General features: G+C 51.1%; 15 protein-coding genes. 14 read left to right on the top strand and 1 reads right to left on the bottom strand.

Features of this window, described 5'->3' with window-relative positions; translation table 11 throughout:
- Positions 1-44: 44 nt before the first annotated feature.
- From AC58QD_RS07490 to AC58QD_RS07465, 6 genes are all read left to right on the top strand, one after another.
- Entirely contained in the window at positions 45-1028 is a 984-nt protein-coding gene (locus AC58QD_RS07490) for an ABC transporter permease (protein WP_497331634.1), read from the top strand.
- Positions 1022-1891 (top strand): carbohydrate ABC transporter permease, encoded by an 870-nt coding sequence (locus AC58QD_RS07485; protein ID WP_497331632.1) that lies wholly within the window; start codon positions 1022-1024, stop codon positions 1889-1891. The genes AC58QD_RS07490 and AC58QD_RS07485 overlap by 7 nt, the downstream gene beginning before the upstream one ends.
- Before the next feature lie 24 nt (positions 1892-1915).
- Positions 1916-4393: a discoidin domain-containing protein gene (locus tag AC58QD_RS07480; protein ID WP_497331630.1), complete on the top strand. Its 2478-nt coding sequence runs from the start codon at positions 1916-1918 to the stop codon at positions 4391-4393.
- 56 nt (positions 4394-4449) lie between these two features.
- Positions 4450-4722: a hypothetical protein gene (locus AC58QD_RS07475; protein ID WP_497331629.1), complete on the top strand. Its 273-nt coding sequence runs from the start codon at positions 4450-4452 to the stop codon at positions 4720-4722.
- Between the two features lie 50 nt (positions 4723-4772).
- Positions 4773-6206, top strand: a complete 1434-nt coding sequence (locus tag AC58QD_RS07470; RefSeq protein ID WP_497331627.1) for a hypothetical protein — start codon at positions 4773-4775, stop codon at positions 6204-6206.
- Between the two features lie 102 nt (positions 6207-6308).
- A complete protein-coding gene (locus AC58QD_RS07465; RefSeq protein ID WP_497331625.1) occupies positions 6309-7328 on the top strand; it encodes a Gfo/Idh/MocA family protein in 1020 nt (339 codons plus the stop codon).
- 601 nt (positions 7329-7929) lie between these two features.
- On the opposite strand, the gene AC58QD_RS07460 is transcribed toward AC58QD_RS07465, so the two are convergent.
- A complete protein-coding gene (locus tag AC58QD_RS07460; protein ID WP_497331623.1) occupies positions 7930-8733 on the bottom strand; it encodes an AraC family transcriptional regulator in 804 nt (267 codons plus the stop codon).
- A 143-nt stretch (positions 8734-8876) separates the two neighbouring features.
- Here AC58QD_RS07460 and AC58QD_RS07455 point away from each other — a divergent pair, with 143 nt between their 5' ends.
- From AC58QD_RS07455 to AC58QD_RS07420, 8 genes are all read left to right on the top strand, one after another.
- A complete protein-coding gene (locus AC58QD_RS07455) occupies positions 8877-9935 on the top strand; it encodes an amidohydrolase family protein (RefSeq protein ID WP_497331621.1) in 1059 nt (352 codons plus the stop codon).
- Positions 9936-9951: 16 nt separating this feature from the next.
- Entirely contained in the window at positions 9952-10302 is a 351-nt protein-coding gene (locus AC58QD_RS07450) for a Rieske (2Fe-2S) protein (RefSeq protein ID WP_497331619.1), read from the top strand.
- Positions 10303-10394: 92 nt separating this feature from the next.
- The gene (locus AC58QD_RS07445) at positions 10395-11312 is read left to right on the top strand and encodes an ABC transporter permease (protein WP_497331617.1); all 918 of its coding nucleotides are present in this window, start codon (positions 10395-10397) and stop codon (positions 11310-11312) included.
- A gap of 17 nt (positions 11313-11329) precedes the next feature.
- Positions 11330-12220, top strand: a complete 891-nt coding sequence (locus AC58QD_RS07440; protein ID WP_497331615.1) for a carbohydrate ABC transporter permease — start codon at positions 11330-11332, stop codon at positions 12218-12220.
- 55 nt (positions 12221-12275) lie between these two features.
- Positions 12276-13922 carry an extracellular solute-binding protein gene (locus AC58QD_RS07435; RefSeq protein WP_497331613.1) on the top strand — a complete coding sequence of 549 codons (1647 nt, stop codon included), beginning with the start codon at positions 12276-12278 and terminating at the stop codon, positions 13920-13922.
- A 91-nt stretch (positions 13923-14013) separates the two neighbouring features.
- Positions 14014-15117 carry an alanine racemase gene (locus AC58QD_RS07430; protein WP_497331611.1) on the top strand — a complete coding sequence of 368 codons (1104 nt, stop codon included), beginning with the start codon at positions 14014-14016 and terminating at the stop codon, positions 15115-15117.
- 26 nt (positions 15118-15143) lie between these two features.
- Positions 15144-16340, top strand: a complete 1197-nt coding sequence (locus AC58QD_RS07425) for a M20 family metallopeptidase (protein WP_497331609.1) — start codon at positions 15144-15146, stop codon at positions 16338-16340.
- Between the two features lie 736 nt (positions 16341-17076).
- Complete coding sequence (locus tag AC58QD_RS07420; protein WP_497331607.1) at positions 17077-19437, top strand: helix-turn-helix domain-containing protein; 2361 nt, start codon at positions 17077-17079, stop codon at positions 19435-19437.
- Positions 19438-19474 lie beyond the last annotated feature (37 nt).

Genomic DNA, 19474 nt, shown 5'->3' with positions numbered 1-19474 from the left:
TCTCAGCAGAAGCAGAGCCCTCTTATAGAAAGGTGTGAGCCGTTTTGAAATCGATCCCTGTGTCTTCATTAAGCAAAGGCAGCCGAACGCAAAATCCGCTGGGAACGAAGAAAACGGACTTCTTCCGCATCCTGTGGAAGTTCAAATTTCTGTATATATTGCTGCTTCCCGGATTGCTGCATGTGCTGTTATTCCATTATGTGCCTATGTACGGTATTGTGATTGCCTTTCAGAATTTCAGCCCGTTTCGCGGTGTCGAATCCATGTTTATCGATGCCAGATGGGTGGGGATGGACAATTTCGTCAATTTTTTCAACTCCTATTATTTCGGGCGTATCCTTACCAATACGCTGCTGATCAGCGCCTACAAGATCATCTTCGGTTTTCCGGCACCGATTGTGTTTGCGCTTCTGTTAAACGAATTAAGAAACGCCAAGTTCAAGAAAACCGTTCAAACGATCAGTTATTTGCCGCATTTCCTGTCTTGGGCGATTATTTCCGCTCTGATTTTATCGTTGTTGTCCCCTACAAGCGGCTTGATCGGCAAGCTGGTTGCGGAGTTCAGCGGATCCCAGAACAATTTGATCTCCGACCCGAATTTTTTTCGCAGCATTCTTGTTTCCAGCGATATTTGGGCAGGACTCGGTTGGGGAAGCATCATTTATTTGGCCGCACTGGCGGGAATCGATCCAGCACAATACGAGTCCGCTAAAATAGATGGCGCTAATCGGTTTCAACAAATGATTCATATCAGCTTGCCGGGGATGGCCAACATTATTTCCATTCTATTCATATTCGCGGTCGGCGGGATCTTGAATGCCGGGTTCGAACAAGTGCTGCTCTTGTACTCCCCTAATGTATACTCCGTTGGAGATATTATCGATACGTACGTATACCGGGAAGGGTTAGAAAATTCAAGGTACTCTTATGCGCAAGCGGTAGGCGTGTTCAAAAACGTCGTAGGGCTCTTATTCCTGCTCGGCACGAACTATATCGTGAAACGCCTCGGGAAGGAGGGCATATGGTAAGGCTCAAGCTGTTCGATTATGTGAATGCGGTTTTTCTCATCGTGGTATGTTGTTCGATCATAGCCCCTTTTTTGTTCGTAATCAGCCAATCGCTCATGTCCAATGAGGACATCATGCGAAATGGCGTTACTTTCTTTCCGCAGCATGTCGTGTTTGATTCTTATGTTTACTTGCTGACAGGCAGCTCCAGAGTGTATCGGGCCTTCGGCAACAGTTTGTTCATTACGTTTTTCGGCACGTTCTTTAGTTTGCTTTTTACGGGATCGATTGCCTATGCCTTGTCCAAGAAATACTTGCCTTATCGTAACGTGGTGACGGCGGTTTTGCTGGCCTCCATGTTTTTTGGAGGAGGGCTGATTCCTTCCTACCTCCTTGTCACCGCTCTCGGTTTGAAAAATTCATTATGGGCCGTTATGATTCCGTCTTTTCTCAATGTTTGGTATGCCTTTTTATTGCGCAACTTCTTTATGGAAATCCCGCAGGAAGTGGAAGAATCCGCACGCATCGACGGGGCGAATGATGTGATCATATTTGCTAGAATCGCATTGCCGATGTCGATGCCGGCGATTGCGACCATCGGCTTGTTCTATGCGGTCGGTTTTTGGAACAGCTGGTTCTCGGCTTCGATCTACTTGTCCGATCCGAGCAAATGGCCGCTGCAATTGCTGCTGAAGTCCATGCTGCTCTCCTTCGACCCGAACATGAGCGGGGTAGCCGAATCGCTGGGGCTGCTCGCTACGCTTTCCAAGGATAGCGTCCGCGCCGCGATGATAATGATTACAACGGTGCCGATCCTGCTCGTGTATCCGTTTTTACAGCGCTATTTTGTGAAAGGCATGATTGTCGGATCAGTAAAAGGATAACGAAAGATGAGGTGTTGGAAGCTTATGAACGTCATCACTCCTTATGTTCAACTGCAGGCAACCGCGGGGTACGCGGACCGGGATGAAAGTCCGGAGACTACGCCGGTCGGGAATTGGGGCTACCCTTTTGCACTTACAGCCGATTACTTAGGCCGCAGCATAGGTTTTCATCTCGGTGCGGTGACCCATGTCGATAAGATTGAATTATGGTGCGCCGGTGTGACCGTAATCGGAAAAGCGGAAATGTATCGCTTGTATGCCAGCTTGGACAATATGTCGTACACGGAGATCGAATCTTACCAATTCCGTTCGCAGGTCATAGAAGGACGAACCGTCGACAGCTTTGAATTATCGGGTGTGCGAGCACAATTTATTAAAGTGCACATTCCTTCCGAGAAAGGAAACGGACGATTCCCACTTCGCCTGCTGCAGCTCGACACTAGAGCCTATGCGGTCGACGCCAGCGTCGGTTCCCAATTGCCCGCATTAATCGGATTTAGAAGCGGAGACATCGCCCCCGAAACCGGAGCTCTTGAGGAATGGGGCAGCACCGCCACATTTGCCATAGATGTCTTGAGAAACAGCGTCGGCATCGATTTGGGGAAAACTCGAGAGGTAGGTAGGATCGATTTGATTAACCGGTACTCCAGCTCCAAGGGGACGGGCAAAGGCGAAGAATATGCCTTATATTGGAGCGATGATAATGTGACCTATTCGCAAGCGGAGCATGTGGCCTTTACCCAGAAGATCGCCAATTTGCAATTGGTCTGCTCGTTCGAGCTGGAGCCGATCAAGGCCAGATACTTCAAGGTGAATACACGCTTTACGGACGGAGAATCGCATTTTGAGCTCTACGATAACCCCCAATTCAGAGTGAAGGCGTTCAGTCCAGCTCTTGATGGCTCGGGAGGAGGAATCTCAACAGCGCCCCTTCCTGCAGCACAGCCATTCGCCATTGGCTCTCGAACGGAATTGTTTATCTCGAGGGATTTGGTGGAGGCCACTGATGGCTTGAGCTATACCTTGCATCCGGGTGTCAAGCATGAGGATCGACCAGTCCTCACCATGGACTGCCCTTGGGAGGGATACCGGCAGGTGATGTGGGGGGACGTGCTATTCGATGAAGAGGAGCAACTGTTCAAGATGTGGTACTTTACCGACACGGGAGGGAGTACCGAATATTTCCCGCATAGATGGACTCTTCTGTATGCCACTAGCGAGGACGGGATCAACTGGAGCAAACCGTTAACGAGGACCTCCACGAACAACGGGAAGCCTACCAACGCGGTAGCGATTAGCGGAGCCGTCGAGACTGCCAGCGTCACGAAGGATGTATTCGCACCTCACGATGAACGGTACCGGATGGTCACGTTTACTTGGGATAAACGGTACCAAACGATGGTTTCGCCGGACGGGATCAACTGGACATTTACAGGGAGCTTCGGCTCGGGCCATGACGTCGCCTCTGCGGTATGGGACCCTTATCGCGAGAAGTACGTAGTCTTGCATAAGTGCAGTTTGACTGACCCCGGTTATTTTCATTCCGTGCGCCGATTCTTCTACACGACGACAAGCAGCGACTTTCGAACGTGGACGCCGTCCTACCGCAGCTTGAATACGGATGCGGAAGATCAGCTTGTGGATCAGGTAGCCAAGAAGCTGCAGGAGATCGAGCCGATCATGGAGGCTCCGGTTAATCGCTCTCTTATGCGGACTGATATTTATGGGGCGGGGTTGTACCCGCATGAGAGCGGACTGATTGCATTCCCATGGGTCTTTTATGCGAATGATGAAGAAGCGTATTACTACACCATCGATGATGGAATCGATGACGTGCAATTGGCGTTTTCGCGCGATGGCAACAACTGGTCGAGGGAGCTCCGGGAACCGGTTATTCGGCGCGGCGAAGTAAGGACCGCAGGACCGGACGCTACGGCACAGGACAACGCTGTAGTATCCGATTGGGATTGCGGATGGATCTATACCGCTTCCAAAGCATTCGACGTAGGGGATGAAATATGGCTGTATTACAATGGTTCGAACAATGCGCATACCCAACCGGCCCATCTATATGAAATCTATCCGGAGGGACATCCGCGTGCGGGACAATCTACCGGGCGATTCGATCACAAGACGGGGACAGGTGTGTTCAAGGGCGAAATCGGGTTGGTGAAATGGAAGCGGGATCGCTTCGTGTCCGTCGATGCTGGTCAAGCGGAGGGAGTGCTTACGACGAAGCCTATTCAGTTTGCTGGCAGCAACCTGCTCTTGAATGCCCGGATTGCAGCGGATGGTTACGTAAAAGCGGAATTGCTGGACGAGCGCGGCAATGTGATTCCTGGTTTTAGCGTGGAGGAGTGCAGGGCTTTACAGGGAGACCAGATCTATCATCTTGTAAGTTGGTCTGACCATAGTAGTGTTTCCAATCTTGCAGGCAGCGTGATCAAAATCAAGTTTTATCTAAAAAACGGACAGTTGTTTTCCTATCGGTTTGGCGATTGACAATCGATGTTGCTTATTGCGGCGCGGAAGAAATAACGTAAATCGCGTGGGCTACGATGGTAGGCTTCCCCTACGACGATCTGAACACTTGGAGAAGCATTTATACGGCCGAGCGGTTCGAGAAGCAGTTTCAGCTCCTGGCACAGCAGTGGAAAGCGGGCTTGGACCGATTGCTGGAAGCGGAAGCTGTCGTGCCGGCCGTCAGCCAGAGGGAGTATACGGAGCGCAATGGGTGCTTACTATCATTTCCGCAGGATATTCAAGAGAAAGTGCTCAATTGTCTGCATATCGAGCGGCAGCTTGCAGGAGAATCGGCCATTTATGTTTAAGGCGAATTCACATCGAGGGTGAAAATTTTTTTCAGAAGGAGAATCCGACTATGACTGACGCGATACGGATCGAAAACCGCCGCGAGCTGTTTTGGGACGAATATTTGATCGATACGGAAAAGACGACCGCAGTCCGGCAGCTGAACAAGCTTCAGCCGAAGGAAGTCGCGATCCATCACGACGCTCCATGGGAAGGAGACGGGTGCAACTATCATTGCATCGTGAAGGACGACGGCTTGTTCCGGATGTATTATTTGGGCTGGGAGATGCTGGACCCGGATGTAACTCAGCATGTTACGGGGTCGATTGTCGTATGTTATGCGGAAAGCGAGAACGGCAAGGATTGGATCAAGTCGGACTTGGGCATTTGCGAATACGGAGGCTCTCGGGACAATAATATCATTCTCGATTCGAATACGGCCAGGTTCGACAACTTTTACGTATTCAAGGACAATAACCCCGAATGTCCCGACGAGGAGCGCTATAAAGGTACGGCGATCGACTGGAACGACAATTATTTGTGGTGCTTCACAAGCAAGGACGGCATTCGTTTTCGAAAATCTTGGCGGATGACGAATCAAGGCAAGTTCGATACGCTGAACGTTGCATTCTGGGATGCTCTAGCGAATAAATACAGATGTTATATTCGCGATTTTCACGATATTCCGGGCAATGACTGGAACGCAGGTATCAGGGACATCCGCTGGATGGAATCGGCCGATTTTAAACAATGGACGAATCCCGAACGGCTTGATTTCGGCGATGGCGAGGACTACCCGCTCTATACGAATGTCGTTCAGCCGTATGATCGGGCTCCGCATCTCTTTGTCGGCTTCCCGTCCCGCTATGTGGAAAAGAAAGAGTGGACGCCGAACTTCGACGATTTTGCAGGTGCGCAAAGCCGCAAAAAAAGGATGGGCGTGCATCCTCGATACGGGCTGGCCATTACGGACTGCGTATTCATGAGCTCCCGCGACGGGCGCAGCTGGAACCGCTGGGACGAGGCGTTCATGACGCCGGGACTCGAGCATCCGTACAACTGGGTGTACGGCGACTGTTTTCCTGCCGTCGGCATGATCGAAACCGGAAGCGATCTCCTTCCATACGCCCCGAACGAGCTTTCAATGTACGCCAAAGAAGGGCATTGGTCGCAAAAACCTGCGAGGCTGAGGCGCTATACGATCAGGATAGACGGGTTTGTGTCTTATAAAGCGACGTATAAGCCTTGTAAAATAACGACTAAGCCGTTCATCTATGAAGGCAGCCGGCTATCGGTCAACTTCGCTACTTCTGCGAGAGGTTATATGAAAGTTAAGCTTGCTTCCGGGGATCGGACGATAAACTCCATCGAGTTGTTTGGAGACTCCCTCGACAAAACGGTTGTTTTTATGGACGGCGATCCTTCGTCCTTGTCTGGCAAACCGGTAATTATGGAAATAACGATGAGCGACGCGGAGCTTTATTCTTTCAAATTTAATGAATAGGATAGGTCGTCTTGTAGGTGATAACTCAGTGAATATTGGAAATTTAAAGAAGTTTCCTGCTTGTCTCCGTTGAAATACGATTTGGAGTAAGGAGATTATGAGATGTACCGTGCTGCTGTAATAGGGTTGGGCTACATCGGGTTGCGAGCCGATATTCCGCGGAAGGCCATGACGCTCAGCCATACTTTAGCCTATCAGCTGAATCCTGCTATTGATCTCGTAGCCGCTGTCGGCAAAACGAGAGAGCAAGGCGAACAGCTGTCTCTAGTAGCTCCGCGAACCAGCTATTTCACGGACTTGAGGGCGATGCTGAGCCGCCATCAGCTCGATATGATCAGCATTTGCACGCCGGAGCATGTTCGTTTTGACTTGCTCCAGACCGTGCTGGAGCATTCATCGGTTCCTCTTCTTTTTCTCGAAAAACCGGTGGCCACTAGCGTTGAAGAAGCTGAGAAGATTGCGGACCTTATTAAACGTCACAAGCGAACCGTCGTGGTCAATCTGTCAAGAAGGTGGAGCGAAGGGGCCAACCAGATCCGCCAGGCTGTTCAATCCGAAGAGTTCGGGAAGTTAAAGAAGATCCATCTGCGGTATACGAGAGGCATTTACAACTACGGCTCGCATCTGTTCGATTTGGTACGATTTATGGCTGGACCGATGAACCAAGTAAGAGTTGTGCAGCAAGTAGCAACGAACATGGATGTTAAGAAGGACTGGACGTTTTCCTTTCTGTTCACATTAGCCGGCGGAGGGATTACAGGCTATGCCGAAGCATTCGACGATCGGGATATTCTGATGTTCGAGATGGACCTGTTTTTCGAAAAGGGGAAGATTGAAATGCTGCGGACAGGGGATGAAATCCGGTTCTATTCCACCGGAAAGCACGCTGTGATTCAAGGGAACCATTGGCTGTTGCAACGAACGGAAGAGGATTTGCTTAGCCGCTCAAGCCATATCGAGAAGGCGGTTGGTCATCTGGTTCACATCCTCAGAAACGGAACTGAACCGGTCAACTCGCTCGAAGATGGGATTTACCCGCTTTATGTAGCCGATGCCTTAATCCAGTCCCATAAAAATAACGGATCATGGGAAACGGTGAAGGAGCACGGGATGAGCTTATAAGTCTATCTGGAGTGCTACAATTAGTAGATGATGCGTTCTTCACTCATAATGAAGCAAATAACGTGTGAATTGGAAAGTCTCAATTGCAAACATAAAAATTACGGAAAGTCTCATTTGATGAAGCGATAAATCTTAAAAGCAACCCTAATTTCGCCGTATTTGCTTACTTTTTTGTCTCAATTGTAACCGTTACGCACAGAGTAAGTCTATTCTTCTTGTGTGTCATGGTTATAAATGAGAGTGTTTATGGTATTAAATGAGACAAATTAATGATATATGTTTGAAACAAATAATTAGAGCCTTGAGGACCAGATTCTTGGTATATCAAGGCTCTTTTGGTTTGTTCAAAGTTCCAAAATTTATGTAAGTCCAGTAATTGAACTCGAAAATCATACGCTTATTTTTGGTAATAGGTAGATTAGTCATAAACTAGGCCGCTCTGTCCTCGGTATCAATCCGATGGCCGGGAAGACAAATGGAATAACCCTCATGTCCATGCTTACTAAGCGGACATGAAGGCTTTTTTTGAGCACGCCAGAAAGTATAAGACCCGGGGTTATTTGGGCATGGAACCCTTCCAGCCCGTGTTGGCTTCCTCACTTTACGACCTCTGAGAAGGCAAGGGCGGCAATAGCGCTGCCGAGCTACCTTTCTGTACCGCGGAAGGGGCGATGCCCGTGAATTTCTTGAAGATGCGGTGGAAGTAGGATTGTTCGCAATATCCCAGATGATCAGATACTTCGGCGACCGTCAGCCTATTGTTGCGCAGCATCTCGTAGGCGATAGAGGTCTTTACCTGATGGATGTAGTCGATGGGCGTCTGATGAAGCACTTGTCGAAAAATCTTGGTGATGTGATTGGGCGACCGCTGTACATGATCGGCCAGATCGGTTAACCGGAGCGGCTTGCAATGATTGTGCAGAATGTAGGTTTGCAACTGGTTCACCAGTTCTTGCTTCTGGACGCTGACTTCGGTGCTTCGCATGCTCTTGATAACCAGGCCGAGCAACTCCAGCGTGATCCCTTCGCAGATCAAGTCGTGTCCGTCCCCGCGGTCGAACCATTCTAGCAGCAGCATGGAGAAGCGCTGTTTGAAGTAATCGGAATTGCGGATTTGCAAGTAAAGGTAGGGATTCTCTAAAAGTGGCTGCAGCAAGTGGCTGAATTCTCGAAAATGAGCCGAGTACTTCTGGTGCGGCCCCTCGGGATCGTTGTCGCACGAACGGAAGGTGCCCCCGGAGATAAAGAGAACGTCGCCTTTCTTCAGCATAACCTTCTCCCCGTTTAACCAATACGTCACTTTTCCGCTAACCATGAAAATCAGGATATGATGGGGGATCGCGCTATCCGGAATCCTCCAGTTTTCGATACGATCATCGAAAATCACCGATTTAATCCCCAACATGTAAGCGCCTCCCTAAGTGAAAAATTATAAGATTGTGATTGAATCATTCAAATAAATGCCGTTAAGTTCATGGTACTACGATCAAGGATATATTACAATCACATTACAGAACGCTACTGACCAACTACACAAGGAGATTCGTGATGAAACCAAGATCGAAAGTGATTGATTGCGACGTCCATAACGCGTTAAAGAGCCACTTGGACCTGGTCCCTTACCTGGAGGAGCCTTGGAAAACGAGGGTGGCGGAGAACGGTCTCGGCTTGATGTTCTCCGGCTATTTCTCCCCTATTGGAGTCGGAAGAAAGGATGCCGTACCGCCGGGAGGAGGACAAGTCGGATCCGATCCAGATTTTGTCATCGAACAATTGATTGATTCGTATAACATGGATTACGCCGTCCTGACCGGGAATTTGTTCAGCATCTCGGTGGGGCACGAGCCGGATTTTGCTGCGGCTGTCTGCAGCGCTTATAACAATCTGCTCATCGACACTTGGCTGAGCAAAGACCACCGGTTCAAAGGCTCGATTCTGGTGGCGGCGCAAGATCCGTTCTTGGCAGCCCGTGAAATAGATCGAATCGGGTCCCATCCCGGAATGGTCCAGGTCATCATGAGCAGTGCAACCCGGATGCCGCTCGGGCAGCGTTACTTCCACCCGATCTACGAAGCGGCTGAGCGCAATGGCCTGCCGGTCGCGGTTCATCCGGGGGCGGAGGGCGCGGGACAAGCGAATCCCCCGACAGCGGCGGGATACCCAACCTGGTACATCGAGTGGCATACATGCCTCTCACAGAACTTCATGGCGCAGCTCACCAGCCTCGTATGCGAAGGGGTCTTCGAGAAGTTTCCCGGGCTGCGGTTCGTGTTTATCGAGGGCGGAGTAGCTTGGCTGCCACACCTGATGTGGAGGCTCGACAAGAATTACATGGCGCTGCGTGCGCAAGTGCCTTGGCTGAAGAGGATGCCGAGTGAATACATTCGCGACCATTGCTTCTTCACGACACAGCCCATTGAGGAACCGGCCAATCCCAAGCATTTGAAGAGCATCTTCGAGATGATCGACGCAGAGAACATCTTGCTCTACTCGAGCGACTATCCGCATTGGGACTTTGATTCCCCGCATCAGATTCTGAGCTGGCTACCGCAGGAGTCGCGGGACCGCATTTTCTACGAAAACGCCAAACAACTATACAAGCTGTAGGGAAAGGAACAAGAAAATGACCGTACATTATGTGACCGAACCGGAGCAAATCCCCGAGGGGCATCACCGCGTATTTGAAATTGCAGGTCGTTCCATAGGGATCTACAATGTAAAGGGTGAATTTTATGCCATCCTCAATTATTGCCCGCATCAGGGGGCAGAGATTTGCAAAGGGCCGGTATGCGGAACGAGCTTGGAGTCGAGGGTGTATGAGTACAAATTCGGGCGGGCGGGAGAGATCGTCCGGTGCCCTTGGCACGGATGGGAGTTCGATTTGAAGACGGGAAAGTCGCTTGCGAAGGAGAAAGTCAGGCTGCGGTGCTATAAAGTCTTCGTAGAGGATGGCAAGATTGGGGTGGAGCTATGAAGCGATTCGGTTCAGCAGCACAATGAAAGCGTTTTCTTCTAGCTCTACAGCATTGTACGGACATTTTTGGCAGAAAAGGAGGAGGTCCTGAGGTGCAGGTATTCCTAATAACGGTTAGCAAGCAGCTCCGACGGAATTGGGATTTGTATTTGCTTATTCTTCCGGTTCTGGCCTACGTGGCGATCTTCCAATACACCCCAATGTACGGGGTTCAGATCGCATTCAAGAACTACATCGCCACCATGGGGATCTGGGATAGCCCGTGGATCGGCTTGGACCATTTTCAACGGTTTTTCAAAAGCTACTACTTCTGGGATTTGATCTGGAATACGCTCGGGCTCAGCTTGTATCAACTGTTGGTGGGCTTTCCGCTTCCAATCCTACTCGCGCTCATGCTAAATGAGGTAGGCGGGAAGAGGTTCAAGAAGACAGTGCAGACGATTACGTACGCCCCTCATTTCATCTCGATCGTCGTCCTGGTAGGGATGGTGACGATGTTCTTGTCGCCGCAGACAGGTATCGTGAACCGGGCGATCGAGCTGGCCGGGGGAGAAGCGATCTACTTCATGGGGGATGCTTCCATGTTCAAGTCGATCTATGTCTTCTCCGGGGTATGGCAGCATATGGGCTGGGGCTCGATTATCTATATGGCGGCGCTCGCCAACGTGGACCCACAGCTCCATGAAGCTGCGGTCATGGAGGGGGCGACCCGCATGCAGCGGATCCGGCATATCAACATCCCAGCGCTGATCCCGACAGCCATTATTCTATTCATTCTGGACATCGGCTCGATCATGAACGTTGGCTTCGAGAAGGTATTCCTGATGCAGAACGACTTGAACCGGGTCGGGTCCGATGTGATCTCGACTTTCGTATACCGGAGCGGGATTCTGGGAGCGGAGTACGGCTTCTCGACCGCTGTTGGGCTGTTCAACTCCCTCATTAATTTCACGCTTCTCATCATGGTGAATGCCGTCGCAAGAAAAACAAGCGACACGAGTTTATGGTAAGGGGGGCACTGCTGAGCATGGAATCTATAGCCAAGTCGAGTAACGACAAAGTATTTATCGCCGTCAACACGTGTCTATTAACGCTGCTTTCCGTGATTGTCATCTATCCGTTGCTTTTCATCCTAAGTTCATCGTTCAGCAATCCTTTGGAAGTGATCAAGGGCAATGTGTGGTTGTTTCCGAAGGACATCACTTTCGATGCGTACAAGATGGTATTCCGAGACTCGAACATTATGATCGGCTACCGCAATACGATTCTGTACACGCTCCTAGGCACCGCGATCAATCTGACCTTGACGATATGCGCGGCTTATCCGCTGTCCAGACGGGATTTTGCCGGAAGGAATCTCATCATGGGCCTATTGGTGTTCACGATGTTCTTCAGCGGGGGATTGATCCCTACCTATCTAGTGGTCAAATCGCTGGGAATGGTCAACACGATCTGGGCGATGGTCATTCCGAATGCCGTTTCGATCTACAACATCATCATCATGCGTACCTTCTTGCAATCGTCGATTCCGGGCGAGCTGCAGGAGGCGGCTTTCGTAGACGGCTGTTCCAATATCGGCGTGCTGATCCGCATCATTCTGCCGCTGTCTAAGCCCATTCTAGCGGTTATGGTACTGTTCTACGGCGTGGCCCACTGGAACGCGTTCTTCAACGCTTTGATCTACTTGTCCGACCGTGCGCAGTTCCCGCTGCAGTTGGTGCTGCGCGAAATTTTAATCCAGAACCAGATGTCGGAGCAGATTATGGCCGATGTCGATACACTGGCATCGAAACAAATGATGGCGGAAGGGATCAAGTACGCGATTATTATCGTGGCCAGCCTCCCGGTGCTCGTGCTGTACCCGTTTCTGCAGAAATATTTTGTCAAAGGACTGTTGATTGGCGCCATTAAAGGCTAGATGCGATGTGACCCGGGTTTCATAGATTGTCCATATAAAAGGGAGGTAATGTTTCATGATCAAACGTAAGAAAGTGGCAGGAGCCGTCCTATCGTCAGTTATGGCGGCAACCTTGGTGGCAGGGTGCAGCAGTTCAGGCACGGATTCAGGCGATGCGAGCAAGAGTACGGACAGCGGGAAGAAGACGACTGCGCCCGACTACTTGAACGCAGCAGGGATGCCGATCGTCAACAAGCCGGTGACCCTCAAGATGTTTGCTATGGCAGGGCCTTACAACAAGGGGGAGTTCAAGGACGTCGAGATCTGGAAGGTGTACGAGCAGATGACCGGCGTGCATATCGAGTGGGACGTGGTCCAGCAAGCGAACGTAACGGAGAAGAAGAACTTGCTGCTCAACACGGGGACGCTGCCTGACGCCCTGTTCAAGATCGGGTTGACGGGGGCCGAGCTCACCAAATACGGCGGGCAAGGGATGTTCCTCCCCTTGAACGATCTGATCGACAAGTACGCGCCGAATTTCAAGAAAATATTAGACGAGAACCCGGATGTGAAAAAAGGCGTGACGATGCCAGACGGCAAAATCTACTCACTGCCTTATCTGGTCACCGCGACGCCATCCCGGCTGTCGAACAAAATATTCGTGAACCAGAAATGGCTGAGCAACTTAAATCTGAAAGAACCGACGACGATCGACGAGCTCTATACGGTGTTGAAAGCGTTTAAAGAAAAGGATCCGAACAAGAACGGCAAAAACGACGAAATTCCACTCTCATCCGGACAGCAGATCATTTCCATAACGGAAGGGCTAAAGGGAGCCTACGGGCTTGGCACGCGCGGGGCTCACCATCCGATGGTCGATGTCGACCCAGCCACTAACAAGCTTAGATTCATTCAGACGGACGACCGCTTCAAGGAGCTTCTGCAATTTATCAACAAGCTGTATGCGGAGAAGCTGCTGGATCAGGAAATCTTCACGATGACGCTGCCGAACATTGCGGCCAAGGGCGCCCAGGATCAGATCGGGGTGAATATCACCACGAACAACTCCTATGTGGGAAAAGAGCATGAGAATGATTTTGCCGGCTTGGCGGCCGCACTCAAAGGGCCGAAGGGAGACCAGCTGTACGCGAGTCTCAACTCCAGCCTGTCGGCGGTAGGCACCTTCACGATTACGAAGGAGAACAAGTACCCCGAGGTGACGATGCGGTGGGTCGATTATTTCTACGGGGAAGAGGGCCAGAAGCTCTTCTTCATGGGGATCGACGGGAAGACGTACACCACGGGCTCCGATGGAAAGATCAAATACATGGACGTCGTGTTGAACAATCCAGCGGGTCAGACGAAGGAAGAAGTGTTGGGCAAGTATGTCGTCTGGAGCGGGGGGGCCAACCCCTCAGTAGCAGGAGACAAATATTTCGGCGATCATGCCATTGGGGAGATTACTAAGAAAGCCGGGTTGAACTTGATGCCCTTCACGCCTAAGAAGCTGTGGCCGCAGTTCGTGTTCGCGAACGAGGACAGCGAGCGGATTCGGATACTGGAGAATGATCTGAACACCTACATGAAAGACATGCAGGCGAAGTTCATCTCCGGCAAAGTCGGCTTCGACAAATGGGACGAATACGTGAGCACGATTAAGAAGATGGGGATGGATGAATATTTGAAGATCTATGAGAAGACGTACCCGTCTTACGACAAATAAAGCCTGTTCCACACAGCCTCTCTTCTAGTCCAATAGGAGAGAGGCATTTCACCATTCAATAGAAAGCTAACCGAGAGGACGTGAGAACAGCATGAACAGCATAGACAGCATTGATTATTCCACTCCGTACGTATATGTAGACTTCGACCGGCTGGAGGCCAACATCAACCGGATGCAGAAGGGCATTCGCGACAATGGCATCGAACATTGGCCCCATATAAAGACGCACAAGTCTGTTGAAATCGCGCTTATGCAACTTGCAGCGGGAGCGTCGGGTATTACGACAGCAAAGCTGTCGGAAGCGGAGGTGATGGCGGAGGCGGGCATCGGCCCGATTCTGATCGCGTATCCGATTGTAGGGGAACGCAATGTCAGGCGATTCAAGGGAGTAATGAGCCGAGTTAAGGTCATCACGATTGTTGACAACTGGGTCGTGGCGGAAGGATTGTCCCGGGTCGGGGAGGAGCTCGGCGAGAAGGTCCACGTGTTGTTGGACATCGACGGAGGCAGCCATCGTGAAGGGGTTCAGCCGGGCGAGGCGGCACTGGAGCTGGCTAGGCGATTCCGCGAGCTGCCGGGGATTGAGCTTATAGGCGTGTTCACCTACTTCGGCCAAATCTATAGCGCTCGTTCCTCGGAAGAGGTCCAGAAGATTGCAGAAGGAGAATCGAAGCTGCTGCTGGATGCCAAGCGTATGCTCGAAGCGGAAGGGTTCTGCATTTCCATACTGTCCGGAGGCTCCACGCCATCCTCATTTCATTCCGAGCATTTGCGCGGCATTACGCAATCCCGGGCGGGCCACTATGTGTTCGGAGACCGCAATGCGCTTGCGTTCGGCGTCATGGGCGAAGAGGAATGCGCTTTGCGCATTCGCAGCACGGTGGTCAGCGTCCCCCTGCCGGGCTACGCCACGATTGACGCTGGGTCGAAGACGCTGACGAGCGACCTGTCGGCGGCAGGGCCTACTTACGGCTATCTCGCAGGGAAGCCGGGGGTAGAGCTTGTAAAGGTGAACGAGGAGCACGGCTACCTCCGCTTTGACCCGGAGCAGATCAGCTTTCGCGTGGGCGATGAGGTGGAGATCATCCCGAATCACTGCTGTGCGATTCCGAATCTGTACGATGAGCTTCTGAAGGTGCGAGCTGGGCGAGTCGTTGGGACACTGCAGGTGAACGCGAGAGGGAAAAACTATTGAAGGAGACGGACGGGGAGTTGAAGCTTATGGGGGACGAACAAGATTGCAAGAAGGATCACAACAAGGAATTGATAGCCCTGGTACAGGGGCTGATCAGCCGGAACAGCGAGAATCCAACGACAACCGAAGAAGAAGTAGCCGACTTCGTCCTTGATGCGCTCACTCAGCATGGTATTGCGGCTGAGTTCAGCTGGGCCGCTCCAGGTCGGCCGAACGTAGTGGCTCGGCTGTCAGGCTCCAGGCCGGGACCGGGGCGCAAGCTCATCTTGAACGGCCATTTGGACGTCGTCCCTGCTGGAGCCGGCTGGAGCCGTGATCCGCTAGGCGGAGCCGTGGAAGACGGCAAGCTGTATGGCCGCGGTTCCTCCGACATGAAGGCGGGCGTGGCCGCCATGATGTACGCCGCGATAACACTGAAACGGGCTGGCAATCCTTTCTGCGGGGATCTGATTCTCTTCTTCAACGTGGATGAGGAGCGGGAGAACGCCGGGATGAAGCTATTCCTTGCGGAAGACCTGACGGCAGACTATGCGATCATCGGCGAACCGACAGGGCTACAACTGTGCGTCGGCCATCGCGGCGTTGCCAGGTATCGGCTGCGGACGCGTGGTACGCCGGGCCACACCGCCTTAACCGAGCAGGCGGACAACGCGATCCATAAGATGGTTCCCTACATCGTCGGCTTGGCGAAGCTGAGCGTGGAAGTGAAGGGCCGCTCGCATCCGATCGTCGGACGCTCCTCGCTCACCGTCACACAAATTCACGGAGGCGACGCCCCGAACATGGTGCCGGGATGGTGCGTAGCAGAGATCGACCGGCGCTTGCTGCCGGGGGAGACGAGGGCGCAGGTGCGAACGGAGATCGAGCGTTGTCTGCGGGAAGCTGTACCGGACGGCGAAGGCGATGCCTACGAGCTGGAGAACTATTTGTTCGTTCCCGCGAGCCATATCGATACCGAGCATCCGCTCGTCCGAGCCGCGATTCACGCGGGCTCGCGCGTTCGGGCAGCCGCCGGAAGGACGGACGCGCCCCGCGTCGAATCGTTCGCGGCCACATGTGAGGCACCGTTCTTCATGCTCGACAAGGGCATTCCGACGCTTATCTGCGGTCCGGGTAGCTTGGCGCAAGCCCATACTGTCGATGAGTATGTGGAAGTGGCGCAAGTGGTGGAGGCCGTTCAGCTGTACATCGCATTTGTGGAGGAATTGCTGCAAGCTCGCTAGAGAAGAGGAGTTTTTCAAGGAGCTGTCATGGAACTAAGTGGACAGCTTCTTTTTTTTGTTTCTTCGTGTTGGCGGCATTTAAGGGGACACTTTAATCTGCCCCTTTCATATTTCTTGCCCAGTTTCGGTCTATTCAATTAGAACATATTTGCTATGCAACAGTTGAGACTGGGATGGATAGTTGAGACTATGTATGGAAAGCGGAGAATTAAGACTCATTGCGGGATACTGATCATTTTGTGATCTTTTAATCTCAATTGTAACCATTACGCACAGGTAGCAGCAGAACCGCTATACTCTGAGCCAAATAACTCAATAGAACCGACAGCGAAACTAGTATGATAAGTTGAGCTGTCGGTTCTATTTGAATTGTGGATTGATTGTAATTAAGGTGAGGAACGTTTTAAAGGCGAATATGTAGGGGATTATCGTTTTCGCTTTTCTGACCTGGTGACGGAGATAACAGGTGTCCTAGATATGTCGGGATTTCAATTTTCCGAACATTTCTAGTCGCCTGTTTAAAAAGTGATTTTTAATGACATGTTATAAATGTTGAGAAATGAAGAATTAAACGGCCCGAGCAGCGCGAAGATCGTTCCTTTTGCCACTGCCCAATGTATTCATTATGCATCCCATCATATGGATAATGCGCTTAATGCCATTGTGTGTTGCAACTTCAGAAGAGGGGGGTTAAAATTCTAATAAATCTATTTTCATGAAATGAGTGTGACTTAAGTTGAAAGCGTCGCTAATTTTACGTCATCTGTACACTCGCAAAAGTGCGCTTTCAACGATGATCGCCACCAATTTGTTCATTTTGCTGATACCGCTTGCCATGGGACTCTTTCTATATACCAAAGTGGAGAATAGCTTGGAGAGAAGCTCCAACCGCTCCAATACGGCGATGCTGGAACAGCTGAAGCTGGCGCTGGACAACAAATTGTCGGAAGTGGATAATTTGATGCGCCAGGTAGTGTTTGACCCCAAGCTGGATTATATGCTGAAAATCCCGGAGGACGCGGAGGATGTCGACAAATATGAATTCGTGGCTTTCATGCGCGACAAGATGAGCCGATATCGCACGATGACCAGTAACTTTATATTCGATTACTACATCTACTTCTCGAACAGCGACACGATTGTCAAGCCGGGTTTACTGACGGACTCGAAGACGTTTTATCCTACCTACTATGCCTACAAGGACATGTCGTACGAGCAATGGCGAGCATTTCTGAGGAACGAGCACAAAATGTCCTACTGGCCGGTCGCTCCTCTCACCAACATTGAAAAGGTGTCGAAGGATGTGATTACCTACGTACAGACGCTGCCGATCCATTCGCCTTCCAGCAATCTCGGCGCGTTCGTCCTGTTGATCGACGTCGACCAGATGAAGCAGTTGTTTGCCCAGCTCGAATCGGCAAGCCGCAGCGCCATCTACATCGTTAACGATGCTGGACAAACCATCATGAGTACTAGCGAGATGCCGTTTCCTTCCGACCTGCAGGGACGTATGGAACCCAATAGCGAGCCGTTCGAATACCGGATGGGGGGTGTTGACTATATGGTTTCGTACACGCACTCCGAGAAGGCAGACTGGAAATACGTCTCTTTTACACCCAACGATGTCTTCATGCAGCAGGTCAATCAAATTCAGAGGTGGTCCCTCTGGTTGTTCGTTCTGTGCTTGACCGCGGGCCTAATCGCCGTCAGTGTGGCAACATACAGTAATTACAAGCCTCTTCGGACAACCGTGCATGCGATCATGCGTGGGAAGGACATGAGCAGACGTCCGGCGTCCAATGAATACGACTTTATCAGGCAAACGATCGAAGGTTCGATTACCGAGGAGAAGCACCTGCGAAGCAAGCTGACGCAGCAGGTTCCCTTCATTCGGGCCAACTACTTGTCCCGCCTGCTCAATGGTCATATGGATGTAGACGTATCCCCGGAACACGAAGAGACGCTTAGGTTTATGGACCTAACGTTTGTAAGCAACAGATTCGTCGTCCTCTTGGTCAAGATCGAGGATATTCATGGCTTAACGGGAGAAGATGAACCGCGCTGGGCGCATGCAAGGTTTATCGTATCCAACGTCGGTGTCGAGCTAGCGGAGACTCATCATAAAGGCTTCTCAGTCGAGCTCGACCGAGATCGGCTCGCCCTCCTGATCAACCTGAGGAGCAGTAGGAAGGAATCTGCCGAATCGGATATCCGGGAAGTCGTTCAATTGCTCTATACGATCATGACAGAAAAGTTCAAGATTGGTATGACCATAGCCACGGGTGCGGTTCACCAAGGGCCAAAAGCGATTCGCGATTCTTATCCGGAGGCGCTGGCTGCGCTGGAGTACAGGCTCATCAGAGGAGAAAATGCGGTTATCCATTTCCAGGACATTGTCGATACCCAGCAGCGTTATTACTACCCCCTTGAGTTGGAGGTCCAGCTCATCAATTTTGTTCGGAGCGGCGATGTCAACAATGTGCAGAAGCTGCTCGATAAAATTTACTCGATGAATTTCGATTCCAGCGCCATCACGCCGGAGCTAGGCAAATGCTTGTTCTTCAATGTGACAAGCACGTTGCTGAAAATCATGAACTCTACAAATACTAATCAGGAAGAAGTGCTGGGCACCAACTTCGATCCGATCAAAGAGGTGTTCAGCTATCCAACGGCGCAAGCGATGTACTTGAAAACGAAGGAGTTGTACGAAACGCTCACTCGCTCGTTCCAAGTGAATCGATCCGACCACAGCACGCAGCAGCTGCAGGAAATCGTCGGCCTGGTGCACCAAAATCTCAGCGATCCGAATCTAGGACTGATGCTGATCGCGGATCGTCTCAAGATGACTCCGCAGTATATCTCCGGATTCTTCAAAAAAAATCAGGGCCAAAACCTGCAGGATTACATTGCGCATAAAAGGATGGATACCGCGAAGCAGTTGATGGACAACAAAGAGTTGACGATCGTACAAATCGCACAAATGGTCGGTTACAATAATGACGTCGTGTTCATCCGAGCATTCAAAAAACTCGAGGGCATCACGCCGGGGAAATACCGTGATTCCATCATGCAGGTTAAGAATCAAGAGGACGAATAATAGGCAGCCTATTGGGGCTGTAGCCAAACTGAACTCT

The sequence above is a fragment of the Paenibacillus sp. J2R1T-4 genome, from assembly GCF_059692235.1.
This window is presented reverse-complemented; position numbering and strand designations above follow the sequence as displayed.